The following is a 14,331-nucleotide window of genomic DNA, read 5'->3' as shown; positions in this document are numbered from 1 at the left end:
AGGGGCTCCGCGCCGGCCGCATGCCTCCCGCAGCGCTCCCGTCTCTCTCGTCGGGTGGCCGGCCCCGTTTGACAGCGCGGCGCTCTGTACCTCAAAGGAGCGTCGATCAAGGATATGAGCATGACGGCCATCGTTTCCGCCTTCAGCCGCATCGGCGAGGAGAATGCCTTCGCGGTGCTGGCTCGCGCCACGGAGCTCGAGCGCCAGGGTCGCGACATCATCAATCTTGGAATCGGGCAGCCCGACTTCCCGACGCCTGCGCATATCGTCGAGGCGGGAATCAAGGCCCTCTGCGACGGGCATCACGGCTATACCCCGGCGACCGGCATTCTTCCCCTCCGGGAGGCCGTTGCCGCGGATCTGCACAGGCGGTTCGCCGTCGAGGTGAGCCCGGATTCCGTGATGATCGTGCCCGGCGGCAAGGTCACGATGTTCATGGCGATCCTGATGTTCGGGGAGCCGGGCGCAGAAATCCTGTATCCGGATCCGGGCTTCCCGATCTATCGATCGATGATCGAGTTCACCGGCGCGACGCCGGTTCCAGTGCCGATCCGGGAATCGAACGGCTTTGCGTTCTCGGCTGCCGAAACGCTTTCGCTGATCACGCCGCGGACGCGTCTCCTCATCCTGAACTCCCCCGCCAATCCGACCGGCGGTGTCACTCCGAAGGCGGAGATCGATGCACTGGTGGCGGGGCTCGGGGCCCATCCACAGGTCGCAATCCTCTCCGACGAGATCTACGGGACGATGACCTATGACGGAGAGACCCATGTGTCGCTCCTGTCCTATCCCGAGATCCGCGACCGGCTGATCTACCTCGACGGAGCCTCGAAGACCTACGCCATGACCGGCTGGCGGCTCGGCTGGTCGGTCTGGCCGAAGCCGCTCTACGACGCGGCCCGCAAGCTCGCCGTCAATTCCCATTCCTGCGTCAATGCAGCGACGCAATGGGCCGGCGTCGAAGCCCTGCAGGGGTCGCAGGATTGCGTGAGGCAGATGGTCGAGGTCTTCGACCGGCGCCGGAAGCTCGTGGTCGAAGGCCTGAACGGGCTGCTCGGCGTCTCCTGCATCACTCCGAAAGGGGCGTTCTACGCCTTCCCGAACGTGACCGACACGGGCTGGAAGGCGAAGCCGCTGGCATCGGCTCTCCTGGAAGAGGCCGGCGTCGCCGTCATCGGCGGGCCCGATTTCGGCATTCACGGCGAGGGCTATATCCGCCTCTCCTACGCCAACTCGGAGGAGAACATCGCCCGCGCCCTGGAGCGGATGGGCGAGTTCCTGTCGCGGCGAAAGGCAGCCTGAAGAGGCTCCCCCTTGCCACTGCGAGCAGCCCGCGAGAGGCCTCTAATGAGGCGAGGCTCAAGCCTTCGCGGACGATGTGGTGTCGTCCAGATGGGAGCGGATGGCCTGATCGAGGTCGAGCGCTTCGGCAAGCCGGTTCAGGAATTCTCTCTCCTGAAGGGTGTCGGGATCGATCGCGATCCGGGCCGCCGCATAGACTTGGGCAGCCTTCTCGGGGCTCCGGGCCTGCGCCGCGAGTTCGTCGACATCGGCCGGGCTCGCGAATTCCCGCTCCAGCCAGTCGCTGGCCTGGGGACCGATCCCTGAGTCCCGCAAGCCGCGGATGATCCGGTTGCGCTCGGCTTCATCGACATGGCCATCCGCTGCCGCAGCGGCGGCCATAGCGCGAAGATAGAGAAGAACGTCGTCTTCGGTCTGGGAGACGGGATGGAACGGGGATTCCTGAGGCACGTCGAAATCCTCGGCGCCCGCGCCCGATGCGCCTGTCCCTGATACGGTGGCAAGCGGCCGACCCGACGATGTTCCTTCCTGGGCGCGTTGCGGCGTCTGGGAGGAATCACCGCCACTGGCCGCTGGTGTCTGAACATCGGCCAACAGCGGTTTTCCGGCCTGCCGGTTCTGGAACGCCTTGTAGGCAAGTCCCCCGATCACCGCGAGCCCACCTAGCCGCGCCAGCGCGCTCGATATCCCGCTACCCGACTTACGAGGTCCGAACAGCAGCCCTGCCAGTCCGATCGCGGCTGCCTGAGCGAGGCCGGGGTGCTGCTCGATGACGGACTTCGCTTTCTGGAGCAGTTGATCGGGAGTCTGTCCGGTAACCTTCTCGACAGTGTTCGTCACCTGTGGGCCGAGATCGACCGTTGGGCCCATTTTGCCTTGCGGCGATGACGAGTTGGTTGGTTCCGCCGGCTGCCCGATGCTCGCCGCAGCCCCGATCAGGGAATCGAGCAACCGTTTCGGATCGAAGGGGAGATTAGCCATGGGGTCCTCACAGCATCATCCGTGAGACCGGTTCGCCTCACCGGAAAGATTCCAACGCGGCGGAGCGGAGGACCGCCTTCAAAGCGGGATCAGCTCCGGCTCGCATGCAACCGGAGACACAACGGAGAGCGAAGCCTTTTGTTCGCGAGAGCGCGCTTCTGCAGCGATCGTCCTCTACGGGAGAGAGCCGCGCAGGGCTGCTGCCTCGCGAGCGAGCCGGCCGATCGTCTCGAAGTCGCCATCTTCAAGCGCCTTCGGGGGAACCACCCACGAGCCGCCGACGCAGATGACATTCGGCAGAGCGAGATAGGCCGCGGCATTGCTGGCATCGACACCACCGGTCGGGCAGAACGACAATTGCGGAAGCGGGCCGTGGACGCTCTTGAGCCAAGCAGAGCCGCCCGACGCACCGGCGGGAAAGAATTTCAGGATCCGGAAGCCCCGTTCCGCCAGTGCGATGGCCTCGGACGCCGTCGCGCAGCCCGGCATGGCGGGCAAGGAGGCCTTCGCGAGCGCATCGGCGAGCAGGGGCGAGGTTCCGGGCGTCACGATGAAGCGCGCGCCGGCGTCGGCCACCTCGTTGATCTGGGCCGGGGTCACCACGGTTCCCGCGGCGACGATTGCGTTCGGAACCGCCTTTGCGATCGCCGCGATGGCATCGAGGGCGTCGGGCGTGCGCAAAGTGACCTCGATCACCGGAAGGCCGGCCTCGACGAGGGTCTGGGCCAGATCGATGCTGCGACGGGCATCCTGGATCGCGACGACCGGGATCACTGGCGCGAGGCGGGCGAACGAGAGGAGGGCTTCGTGCTTTTCGGACATGATGCCGTTCTACAGTAAAAATGCGGCCAAAGGGATGACCTTCCGGCGCATCCGAACGCGCGAAGAATCCGATGCCTACTCCGCGGCCGATTTCACCAGCCTCGGGCGATAGCGGCGCACGTCCCGCTGAGGCTCCTCGCGCTCCTCCTCGCCAGGCTCGTCCCTCTCACCCACGAACCGCCCGAACAGGCGCGTGAGAATGTGCGAGAGATCATCCATCAGGATGAAGAAAGCCGGCACGAAGATCAGCGACAGCAGGGTTGACACGAGAAGACCGCCGATCACGGCGATCGCCATGGGAGCCCGGAACTCGCCGCCGGCTCCGAGCGCAAAGGCGCTCGGCAGCATTCCGGCGGCCATTGCGATCGTCGTCATGACGATGGGCCGTGCCCGCTTGCGCCCGGCATCGATGATCGCCGTCGCACGATTGACCCCGCGCGCCACCTCCTCGATCGCGAAATCGACGAGCATGATCGCGTTCTTCGTGACGATGCCCATGAGCATCAGGAAGCCGATCACCACGGGAAGGCTGATCGCCTTCTGGGTGAGGACCAGGGCCAGGATCGCGCCGCCGATCGACAGCGGAAGCGAGAAGAGTATCGTGAAAGGCTGCAGGAAATTTGCGAAGAGCAGGATCAGCACGCCGAGCACCATCATGATGCCTGCGCCCATGGCCTGACCGAAACTCGCGAAGACTTCCGCCATCACCTCCGCGTCGCCGGACTGTCTGATGGTAACGCCGGGCGGGAGATTCCGCGCCGTCGGCAACGCATAGACGGCCTCCAGCACCTCGCCGAGCGCATCCGTGCCGCGCATGTCGGCCTCGAGCGCCACGCGGAGCGTGCGGTCATAGCGTTCGATCGCCGCCGGCCCACGACCGAGTTCGACATCGGCAACGACCGACAGAGGCACCGCCGCACCGTTCTTTGCCGGCACTTTCAGGATGTCGAGGAGCGCGCGGTCGCCGCGCACGGTCTCGGGAAGCTGGACGCGGATCGGAACCTGACGCTCGCCGACATCGAACTTAGCAAGATTGGCCCCGACATCGCCGATCGTTCCGACCCGCACCGTCTCGGCGATCACATCCGTCGAAACACCGAGTTCCGCAGCGAGAGCTTCCTTCGGCCGGATGCGAATCTCGGGCCTGTCGAGGGGGGCCGTCGAGATCACGTTCTCGAGCTTCGGAATCGAGTTCATCTCACGCTGGAGCTTCGCGGCAGTCTCGATCACGACGTCCTGATCCGGTCCGCTGACGATGAGCTGCAAGCCGCGCTTCCCGCCATCGTTCATCACGAAGAAGCGGATATCCGGGACATCGCGGAACAGATCGACAATTTTGTTTTCGAGCTGTCTCTGACGAAGCTGCCGATGCGATTTGTCGACATAGTTCACGATGAGCGTCGCGAGACGAACTTCCTTCTTGCCCGGAAGCTGGGTTCCGCCATTGACGAAGACGTTGCGCACCTCGGAGCTTTCACGCAGCCGCTGCGCGAGTCGGTCGGTCACGGCTTTGGTATCCTCGAGGCGAGACCCTGGCGGCAGCTCCACGACGAAGAGTGAGCGTGAAATATCCTCTTCCGGAAGAAAGCCCGACGGAAGAAGCTGCGTCGAGGCGATCGATCCGGCGAAGAAGGCCAAGCCGAGCGCGAAGGTGATGAACTTGTGGCGCACCGACCAGGCGACCACCCGCGTGTAGGCGCGCATGACGAAGCCGTCGCGCTCTTCCTCGCGCGCGTGCGCCCGCAGGAAATAGGCGGCCAGCATCGGCGTGATGAGCCGCGCGACCAGAAGCGAGATCAGGACGGCAGCGGCGACGGTGAGGCCGAACTGCCGGAAATACTGACCCGCGATCCCCCCCATGAAGCTCACCGGCGCAAAGACCGCGACGATCGTGAGGGTGATCGCGATGACCGCGAGCCCAATCTCATCGGCTGCTTCGAGGGCAGCTCGATATGGCGACTTGCCCATCTTCATGTGGCGGACGATGTTCTCGATCTCGACGATTGCATCGTCCACGAGGATCCCGGTCACGAGGGTGATCGCGAGCAGGCTCACCAGATTGAGCGAGAAGCCAAGCGCATTCATCGCCCAGAATGCCGGGATGACCGACAGCGGCAGGGCGATCGATGCAATGAGCGTCGCCCGCCAGTCCCGCAGGAAGATGAACACGACGATGACCGCGAGCACGGCTCCCTCGATCAGGGTGTGCATCGCGGATTCGAAGTTCCCGACCGTGTAGGCGACTGTGTCGTCGATCACGTCGAAATGAACGTCGGGATGAGCCCTTCCGAGCTCGGCTATCTTCGACGCCACCGCCTCTCCGACCGTGGCATCGCTCGCCCCCTTCGCGCGCGAGACTGCAAAGGCGACGACTGGCTCTCCATTGTAGCGTGCGAAAGTGCGGGGCTCCGCGGCCCCGTCCGAAATGGTCGCGAGATCCGAGAGGCGGACGCGGCGGCCACCCGGGAGTGTGATACTGGTCGACGAGAGTTCCTCGAGGGTATCCGCACCTCCCAGTGTGCGAATGGACTGCTCCTGCCCGCCTACCTCGCCGCGCCCACCGGCCAGATCGACACTGGTGACCCGCAACTGCCGGTTCACGTCGGCCGCCGTAATGCCGAGCGCGAGGAGGCGATCGAGCTTGAGACCGACCCGGATCTCGCGGTCCACGCCGCCGACCCGTTGCACGCCGCCGACGCCCGAGACACCTTGGAGCGCCCGCGCGACGACGTCGTCGACGAACCACGAGAGTTCCTCCGGGGTCATGGCCGGCGCGGAAACCGCATAGGTCACGATGGGCAGACCCGCGATCTCGAGCCGCTGAACCACCGGCTCGTCGATGGTACGCGGCAGATCGGCCCTGATCTTGGCGATCGCGTCCTTCACGTCGTTGACGGCGCGATCGGAATTCACTTCGAGGCGGAACTCGATCGTCGTCGTCGAGATGCCCTCGGCGATCGTCGAGATGATGTGCTTGACGCCGTTGACGCCCGCGACGGCGTCCTCGACGCGCTTCGTCACCTGGTTCTGCAGTTCGGAAGGCGCTGCGCCGGCCTGCGTCACCGAAATCGTGACGATCGGAATATCGATATTGGGAAAGCGCGTGATCGGAAGCTGATGGAAGCTGAACACGCCCAGGATCATCAGCACGATGAAGAGAACGACGGGCGGGATCGGCTTCCGGATCGCCCATGCGGACACGTTCAAAGCCATTAGCGGGGCCCTTCCGCCTTGGCCGAGGCCGCGAGCACCGGACGAATCGGGTCGCCATCCCGCAGGAAGCTCCCGGCGCGCGTAACCACGAGGTCACCGGCCGCGACGCCGTCGAGCACTTCGATGTAGCCGTCGGCCGTGAGCCCGGGCCGGATCGGACGCGACCGGACCCGGTCATCGACCACGACCTGCACGCTCGGTCCCTCACGCCCGTAGACAACGGCCGAGAGCGGAACCGCGACACCGCTGCGACGCGCGATCTCGATCGAGCCGCGCGCGAAGGTGCCAATCCGGAGCGCCGGATCGTCTGGAAGAGAAATCCGGACACGGCCGAGGCGCGTCGCACGATCGACCTCCGGGAAAACCATCCGGACCCGGCCGGTCAACACCCGGCCCGGACCGATCGTGACGGTTGCGGGAAAGCCCTCCTTGATCTTCAGGAGTTGCGTCTCCGGAACCTCACCCTCGAGCTCGATTTCGCTCTTCGCGATAATCCTGAACAGCGGCTCCCCGGCCACCGAGGCGGTCGCACCGAGACGCGCCGTCCGCCGGCTGATGATGCCGGCAGCCGGCGCCTTGATCTCGGTGCGCTCCAGACGCACCGCATTCTCCTGCTGCTGGGCTTCGGCCGAGCGACGTTCGGCTTCCGCCATCCGCAAGCCGTCGCGCGCGGCAGCGAGACGTCCCTCTGCGGCACGGGCTGCCGAAACGCGCTGCTCGAGCTGAACCTCGGTGGCATTACCGCTCCGCATGAGCGCCCGGGTCCGCTCGAGAGCCTGTCCGGCCTCGACCTGTGCAGCCTCCGCCTGAACGATCTGGCTTCGTGCCTGGGCAATGGCGGCCTCGGCACGAGCGATCGTCGCCGCGTTCTGGGCGGCTTGCACATCGAGGAGATCCCGGGCGAGGCGCGCCAGCACCTGCCCTTTCTCGACATGGTCGCCCTCCTCGGCTAGAAGTTCGATGATCTGCAACCCGTCGATTTCCGGCGAGACCAGGACCTCTTCGCGCGGCATGAGCGTCCCGGTGACGATGACTCTCTCGACGAGTTCGCGCTCCGTCGCACGCGTAACCGTCACAGCCGGCGCGAGCGATGCGGGCGGTCCGGCCTCCTGGGCCACGACCACGTGAGTCTGAGCGATACCCAGCGTGGCGGCGAAGAAGGCGGCGAGCGGCGCTTTCCGGCGCATCAGCTTCGGGTCTCCGACAGGGGCTGCTCCCGCCCAGTGGGCGATCGTTCGGTCGCGAGGTCTGCCTCTTCGCGGCCGGACGGCGTGGGCATGTCGATAAGGCCGGCGCAAGCCGCCTCTATGACCTTCATCACAGTCCCAACCTCGCGCTCGGCATCGAAGCCCGGCAGCACAGCCCGCCTCACGAAGAGGCCGTTCGCCAGAGTCGAGACGATAATCGCCAATGCTCCGGGATCGACGGATGCCGCGATGACGCCCCGCCCCTGCGCAGCCCTGAACAGGGATGTCATCCGTTCCTGGACGGCCTCGTCAAAGCGCTCCGTCAAGGCCGCGAAAACGGGACTTCGGGTCGCCTCGGCCCAAGTTTCGAGACAAAGAACGGCCCTTTCCCACGGCTCTTCGACGAAGTGCTTCCGGGCAAGCTCGGAGAGGGCCGCCATGAAGTCCTCGGCACTATCCAGGCCCGACATGTCTCTCATGACGCGTGCCCGATCGCGTTCGACGAGGCCCGTGGCGAGGGCATCCTTCGAGCGGAAGTAGCGGTAGAGATTGCCGGGGCTCATGCCCGCCTCGGCAGCCACGTCCTGCATCGTTGCGCGGTGAAAGCCGCTCCGAACGAAACACCGTTCTGCGGCGTCGAGAATGCGAGCCGCGCGGTCAGGCTCGTTGTCACCTGGATAGGAGCGCTCAGGCTTGAGGTTGGCGGTCATGGCACATGAGAATGAACGTTCATTCTCATGTGCGTTGCCTCCGTTCCGCCGTCAAGGACCTTCTGGAGGCTGCGTTCCGCCGACACCATCTATCGCGCGTTCGCGAGGTTGAATATTCATTAAGGTAAAATCCGATCTGACATTGTGAATAACGGTGTAATCTGGTCCCATGCGGGCCGATCGCCATGACTGAACAACCCCTCGACCTCATCAGAGCGGCTGTACCGGCCAGACGACAGGAACTCCTGTCGGTGGCGACCGAGGTCTATGCGCGCACGGAGCGACCGAGCGAAGCTGCGCGCCGTGACTACTCGGCCATTGCCGAGCACGCCCTCGTGAGGCTGGGGACTGAGGAGCGCGCTGCCTATGCGAGGCGGGTTGCGGCGCTGCCGACGCTTCCACGTCCGGTAGCGCGACGCCTCGCGGAAGACGAAGAAGTCGAGATTGCCGGTATCGTCCTGCGCCTCTCTCCCGTCCTGACCGACGAGGACCTCGCCGAAATCGCCCTCACCTGCTCTCAGGACCATCTTATCGCGATGGCAGAGCGTTCGGCGATTTCGGAGATCGCGACGGAGGTGCTACTCGATCGTGGCGGCGACGCCGTGCTGCGCAGGCTCGCGATGCATTCGGGAGCGCGCTTCACACCGGGCGCGCGGGAGCGGCTCTCGCAGCGGGTATTGCGCATCGCGGTGGAGGCCGCAGATCAGAAGAACAGTGTGCGTGTGCGCGCCGCGCGCGACCGGATCGGCGAAGTGCGCGCACTCATCGCCGATGTCGAAGCGCACCGGAAACAGCTCGACGAGGTCATATCCCAGATCGCCCGCCAGGACCGGGCGGTGGACCTCGCGACGATTCTCGCTGCTTTCGCGCAACGTTCGATCGCCGACGCGCTGCAGGCGCTGTTCGGGACGGACCACACGAGTATCGAGGCCTGGGCTGACGACCTCGGACTCACGCCACCGACCCGGGCGCAGATCGTTCAAATGCGAACCGCACGCCTCAATCAGCGGAACAAGCCAACCGGCGAGAATACCTGAATGGCTGCTGCGGTCGGATGCCGGGACGCAGCATAGGCGGCATCACCGAGCAGGTAGTCGCCCAGGGGGCCTGCCAAGAGTCCGGCGCAGACGGACGCCTCGATGACTGGAAGGTCGATTCGTGAAAAGCCATCCCAGTGCGCGTCCTTAACGTGGCATCCGCGAGGGTGATCACGCGATCAGGATCTGACTTGCTGGATCTGATACGATGCCGACCCAACTCTCGATTCCCGAATTCCCAAGTCCGGCGAAGACGAACTCCGATCCGGATTTCAGGGTAACTGTCAGATCCGTCCCGGTTTGGGTGAAGCTCGATATCGCATCGAGATCGTCGACCAGGCCGGCGACTCCGGTATCCGTCAATCCTGTGAAACTCAGAAGATCGGACCCGAATTCGAAATCAGCAATCGTGTCGCTTCCCTGAAATTGCGCGACGTCGAGACGGAAAGTGTCTGCTCCACTCCCGCCGATGAGCAGGTCGTTCGACTCTCCGAGTGCGATCAGTTCATCATCGCCTGTGCCTCCTTCGAGAAAGCTCGAACCGATCGACCCGGCCGCGACTGTGGCCATAAGAATATCGTTTCCGGCACCACCCGTCAGGCGATTCTCCGCATGGGCTGAGGCTCCTTCGGAGAGAACAGCCGCTGAAAGGAACGCGTCGAGCCTGTCGTTTCCGGCACCGCCATCCAACACATTGGAGACTGCGAGGTCACCGGTATACGCCTCTGCAGTCAGGTTAGCAGTGAGTGAGTCACTACCTCTTCCACCTGTGAGCTGGTTCAGTGCATAGACCGTCTGTCCAAGAGCCTGAGAGCTTGCCTGCAGGTGGTCACTCCCGGCTCCGCCATCCAGGAGATTCGTGACATCGGTTACGGCATTCTCCCCATCAGTGAGTTGGCTTGCGAACAGCGTGTCATCGCCATCCCCACCTTGCAACTCGTTAATACCGATCGGCGCACCGAAGTTGGAATCAGTTTCGTTCTCGGCCCTTAGGATGTCGTTGCCATTCCCACCAGAGAGGAAATTGGAAGCAGTATCCGGGGTGTTCGATTGCGCGACCGCTTTCGCCTCGAGCTCATCGTCGCCGTAGCCGCCGGTCAAAACGTTGAACGCGCTGCTCACAAGCCCTGCGAGATCAGTCGTTGCGACAGCCGAAACGAGATCATTGCCTCGTCCTGCGTGTACGATATTCGTCGCAGTGCTGTTGTCGATCGAACCCGTCGTATCGGCGACAGCCTCCACGGTATCGTCCCCCGCTCCGGCATAGATCAGATTCCTCAGGCTGGTCTCGCCGAAATTCAGGCCTGTAGCCACACGGGCGTTGATGACATCGTTCCCGCTGCCAGCGTCGAGCAGAACATCGATGTTGAGTAGCGTCCCGAACGGCGCCGTAGAGCCAGCGACCATTACATCGGTTCTGAGCGTGTCGTCGCCAGCATTGCCAAATTGAGTCGCAAGCGCGTGGACGGGCTCACCAGAAGAATCGATGCTGTAGCTGGTAGTCAGAGTATCGTCTCCAAGTCCTCCGGACAGGATTGTCTGGTCAAAACTGCTCGTCAGTTGATCGTTTCCGCCGAAGCCGAGAACGAGCGCATGAGGTGCAGGAGCCGCCAAGATCTCAGCGTGCCCGGCGCCGACGACAACATTGCCGGAGAGGATGCGATCGACCCAGTCGAGCCACAGTCGGGACAAACTCATTTCCACTTTCCTCCGATGGGGACGTGCAAATCATGATCACTGAACTTAAATGCGCACGCCACCCAGGTGACGATCGATGCTCATCAGTCATGCGCTCCAGGCCTGCGGCTTAGCTGGGCCGGGATAAGGAAACCCATGTCCCAATGCCTGGTTCCACATTCGCTACGGCAATGCGAACTGCCCTAATGAGAAAGGTCTCGCCGGTCATGAGCGGTGAGAAATACCTTAGCGCACGGCACCACGATACGCTGAAAGGAGTTGTCGAGTACCGCACGAAGTAGATACTATACTGCCCACACTGGGGATCTGAACGGCCAGATGGCCTATGTGTCTACCTCCTGCGGATTAATTGCCTGCCTACCTCCACGCTCGTCATCATGGGCATCGGCTTGGATGCCTAGATGATCATTGACGCACGCACGGTTCCTCAGAACACTGTTCTCGATTCAGACATTTGCATCATTGGAGGCGGAGCCGCCGGCATCACGCTCACGCGCGAGCTTGCGGGCACTTCGCTCCAGGTTTGCCTGCTTGAGAGCGGTGGGCTCGAGTTTGCCCCCGCCACCCAGAATCTCTATGCAGGCGAGAGCACCAATCCACACTTCTTCCCGCTCGATGTGACCCGCCTGCGCTATTTCGGTGGCTCGACCAATCATTGGAGTGGCTGGACCAGACCATTCCAGCTGATCGAATTCGAGAAGCGGGCCCACATCCCCTACAGCGGCTGGCCTTTCGGCCTAGCGGAACTCGAGCCCTATTACCGGCGCGCGCAGGTTTTGTGCGAAGTCGGTCCCTTCGCCTACGAGGCCAAGGACTGGACGATCAATGACCAGGAGCCCCTCAAGCTCAATCCGAGCCGCTTCTTCACCTCCATATTCCAGTTTAGCCCGCCGACCCGCTTCGGGCAGCGCTACCGTGAGGAACTCGCAAAGGCGCAAAACGTGCGGGTGTATCTGCGGGCCAATGTGACCACGCTCGAGACCCCGCCGGTGCCGAACGCAGTCAGCCAAGTACGGGTGGCAACACTCGGCGGACCTGCCTTCCAGGTGCGGAGCCGGCGCTATGTTCTGGCGGCGGGCGGGATCGAGAATGTGCGCCTTCTTTTGAGTTCCGACCAAGTCGAGACCGCCGGGCTCGGCAATCAGAATGACCTCGTCGGGCGCTTCTTCATGGACCATCCGATATTTGAGCAGTCGGGTCAGATCCTGTTCAAACAGCGCTACCCGGAGTTGGACTATTACCGTCTCACCGCGGTCCAGCCGAATGTGATTGTCCGCGGAATTCTCGAGCCCGCTACGGAATTAACGAAGCGGGAAGGCCTGCCCAATTTCTACATCGGGATCCGCCCGGCGACAGCGACCGATGTCTCGGAAGGAGCGGCCTCCATCAAGGCTCTCTGGTGGCGGCTGCGCAAGGGCTCGTTTCCCGAGGATCTCGGCAAGCATCTCGGCAACATCATCAGCGATCTCGATGGGCTGGCGAGCGCAGCCTATGGGAGGATCGCAGGGTCATCCCCAACCCACTATGCGACGTTCTCGTCCTTGGAGCCGCCCCCGAATCCCGACAGCCGGATCACGTTGACGAACGAGCGGGACGCGCTCGGCCTGCGCCGCGTGAAGCTCGATTGGCGGCTCGGCCCCGATTTCGAGCACTTCTTCATGCGCGCGCATGAGTTGCTCGGTCAGGAGTTGGGGCGCGTCGGTCTCGGACGCCTACGTATCCGGCCTCGCGGCTCGGCTCTGGACCCGATGGAGAACTACGAGAACGGGCATCACCACATGGGCGCGACCCGGATGCATCCCGATCCCAAGCAGGGGGTCGTCGATTCAGATGGACGGGTGCACGGGATCGCCAATCTCTACGTGGCCGGAAGTTCAGTTTTCCCGACATATGGGTGCGGTACCCCTACCCTGACCATCGTGGCCCTCGCAACGCGCTTGGCCGACCACCTCAAGGCTACTTAGCGGGCAACCACGGCTGGCCTCGATAACCCATTGCGACGGTCCCCGTGCATTGATCTCTAGAGGCACATCGGAATTGTGTACGTGGCGAAGCCGAATCGTGCAGAGATTGTCTCAGCCATGGGCCTTTGCTGAGCGGGCGCTTCGCTCCTTCGTGTCCTCATCGTCACTGCGACCAAAGCGAAGCAACCCAGCGGCGCTGCGCCGGAAAAGCTGGATTGCTCCGCCTGTAGCTCGCAGAGACAGAGAGAGCGCGACAGTTCACCCTGCCTGTTCCGATGCCACCTCCAGCCTCATACGTCAGTTTACAGACGAGCTCTCCTTCGTGAGGCAGAAGAACGCGTAATCACCATTTCCGATGAGAGGCTGGTAGGGCTGCAGCGTGATGGCCTGCGGTTTCAAGCCGCGCGCCTCTGCAGCCGTCCAGAACTCATCGATCGGATAGGTGGTGAGAATCGGAAAGTTCCGGCGGTAACCAAAACGCTTCGGCCGGGTGACCCAGGAATCCTTCACGTATTTGACTTGAACAATCGCCATACCGCCATCTGCGAGCAGGTCACGGGCGATCTCGAGCACCCTGTAACCGTATTCCGGAGTGGGAAGGATCTCAAAGACTCCAATGCACAGGAATAGGTCGCACGGGAGGGGCACCAGCGTACGGGCATCCTCAGGAGCATCAGTTCGAATCAGCACCGGCGTGAAATTGGTGAGCCCGGCATTCGCCAGAAGGCGACTGCACTCTTCGAGATTGTCCTGCGAGATGTCGATGCCGACGTAGTCCTGTGCCAGCGGCGCGAAATGGAGTGCGTCGGCTCCGCCGCCGCAGCCCCAATCGACAATCCGTTGCGGCCGGCCTGTAACGCCGAGCATTCTGGCGAACTTCTCGTAGAGCTGACGGTGCTCCTGGCCCAAGGCCATCCACCGCGCGTCGTCCTGGAAGATGCCGGCGCCCCGCCAATGGGAATGCTGGCGCAGCCTCTCGTCCTCGGCATTCCAGAAGCGTTGCGCATCCCGTTCGATTTTGGCCTCGGACTCGAACACGCCCAAGTGGTATTGAATCCAACGCTCAACCGTTCTGATGCGCAAATAGGTGGGTCGAAGCGCCTGCTTGGCGCGAAATGGAAGATCCGCAAGTTCCATGGCGTGAAAACGCTTTGGTGATGATCAATACATTCCGCAAGGTAAACCTGTTGTCGCGTCCTGCCAACCACCGTACGCCGCCGACAGATAGAGGGTAGGGCTTTGCAGGAACCAGCTGACAATGGCACGGCACCCAAACGCAAACTGGCCGCTCGGATGGAGCGGCCAGTTTGCGGTGATGGGAGAATTATGAGATTGGTTGCGGGGAGAGGATTTGAACCTCTGACCTTCAGGTTATGAGCCTGACGAGCTACCGGGCTGCTCCACCCCGCGCCAATCA

At 63.2% G+C, this 14,331-nt stretch carries 10 protein-coding genes and 1 tRNA gene; 3 read left to right on the top strand and 8 right to left on the bottom strand.

Going from position 1 to position 14,331, the window contains the following annotated elements; genetic code table 11:
- The first annotated feature begins 120 nt into the window (after nucleotides 1–120).
- Nucleotides 121–1,302, top strand: coding sequence for a pyridoxal phosphate-dependent aminotransferase (locus tag BN1233_RS05235; protein WP_046862530.1), 1,182 nt, complete (start codon nucleotides 121–123; stop codon nucleotides 1,300–1,302).
- 57 nt (nucleotides 1,303–1,359) lie between these two features.
- Here the strand turns inward: BN1233_RS05235 and BN1233_RS05230 are convergent, their stop codons facing one another.
- From BN1233_RS05230 to BN1233_RS05210, 5 genes are all read right to left on the bottom strand, one after another.
- Nucleotides 1,360–2,283, bottom strand: coding sequence for a tellurite resistance TerB family protein (locus tag BN1233_RS05230; RefSeq protein ID WP_048709394.1), 924 nt, complete (start codon nucleotides 2,281–2,283; stop codon nucleotides 1,360–1,362).
- Between the two features lie 174 nt (nucleotides 2,284–2,457).
- Nucleotides 2,458–3,105 (bottom strand): bifunctional 4-hydroxy-2-oxoglutarate aldolase/2-dehydro-3-deoxy-phosphogluconate aldolase, encoded by a 648-nt coding sequence (gene eda / locus BN1233_RS05225; RefSeq protein WP_046862529.1) that lies wholly within the window; start codon nucleotides 3,103–3,105, stop codon nucleotides 2,458–2,460.
- Nucleotides 3,106–3,180: 75 nt separating this feature from the next.
- Nucleotides 3,181–6,318, bottom strand: a complete 3,138-nt coding sequence (locus BN1233_RS05220) for an efflux RND transporter permease subunit (RefSeq protein ID WP_046862528.1) — start codon at nucleotides 6,316–6,318, stop codon at nucleotides 3,181–3,183.
- On the bottom strand, nucleotides 6,318–7,505 hold the full coding sequence (locus BN1233_RS05215; RefSeq protein ID WP_046862527.1) for an efflux RND transporter periplasmic adaptor subunit: 1,188 nt from the start codon (nucleotides 7,503–7,505) through the stop codon (nucleotides 6,318–6,320). Before BN1233_RS05215 ends, BN1233_RS05220 begins: the two co-directional genes overlap by 1 nt.
- Complete coding sequence (locus BN1233_RS05210) at nucleotides 7,505–8,215, bottom strand: TetR/AcrR family transcriptional regulator (RefSeq protein WP_046862526.1); 711 nt, start codon at nucleotides 8,213–8,215, stop codon at nucleotides 7,505–7,507. Before BN1233_RS05210 ends, BN1233_RS05215 begins: the two co-directional genes overlap by 1 nt.
- Before the next feature lie 185 nt (nucleotides 8,216–8,400).
- Between BN1233_RS05210 and BN1233_RS05205 the strand changes: the two genes are divergently transcribed.
- The gene (locus tag BN1233_RS05205) at nucleotides 8,401–9,252 is read left to right on the top strand and encodes a DUF2336 domain-containing protein (RefSeq protein ID WP_082145197.1); all 852 of its coding nucleotides are present in this window, start codon (nucleotides 8,401–8,403) and stop codon (nucleotides 9,250–9,252) included.
- Nucleotides 9,253–9,423: 171 nt separating this feature from the next.
- Here BN1233_RS05205 and BN1233_RS05200 read toward each other — a convergent pair whose 3' ends face one another.
- Complete coding sequence (locus BN1233_RS05200) at nucleotides 9,424–10,950, bottom strand: calcium-binding protein (RefSeq protein WP_046862524.1); 1,527 nt, start codon at nucleotides 10,948–10,950, stop codon at nucleotides 9,424–9,426.
- Nucleotides 10,951–11,351: 401 nt separating this feature from the next.
- Between BN1233_RS05200 and BN1233_RS05195 the strand changes: the two genes are divergently transcribed.
- A complete protein-coding gene (locus BN1233_RS05195; RefSeq protein ID WP_046862523.1) occupies nucleotides 11,352–12,914 on the top strand; it encodes an FAD-dependent oxidoreductase in 1,563 nt (520 codons plus the stop codon).
- Nucleotides 12,915–13,211: 297 nt separating this feature from the next.
- Here BN1233_RS05195 and BN1233_RS05190 read toward each other — a convergent pair whose 3' ends face one another.
- Both BN1233_RS05190 and BN1233_RS05185 read right to left on the bottom strand, forming a co-directional pair.
- Entirely contained in the window at nucleotides 13,212–14,051 is an 840-nt protein-coding gene (locus BN1233_RS05190; protein WP_048709392.1) for a class I SAM-dependent methyltransferase, read from the bottom strand.
- A 196-nt stretch (nucleotides 14,052–14,247) separates the two neighbouring features.
- Nucleotides 14,248–14,324: transfer RNA gene (locus tag BN1233_RS05185), tRNA-Met, on the bottom strand.
- Nucleotides 14,325–14,331 lie beyond the last annotated feature (7 nt).

It is taken from the genome of Microvirga massiliensis, from assembly GCF_001006805.1.
GTDB classification, from domain to species: Bacteria; Pseudomonadota; Alphaproteobacteria; order Rhizobiales; family Beijerinckiaceae; genus Microvirga; species Microvirga massiliensis.
The sequence above is the reverse complement of the archived record's forward strand: the minus strand, read 5'-3'. Positions and strand labels throughout refer to the sequence as shown.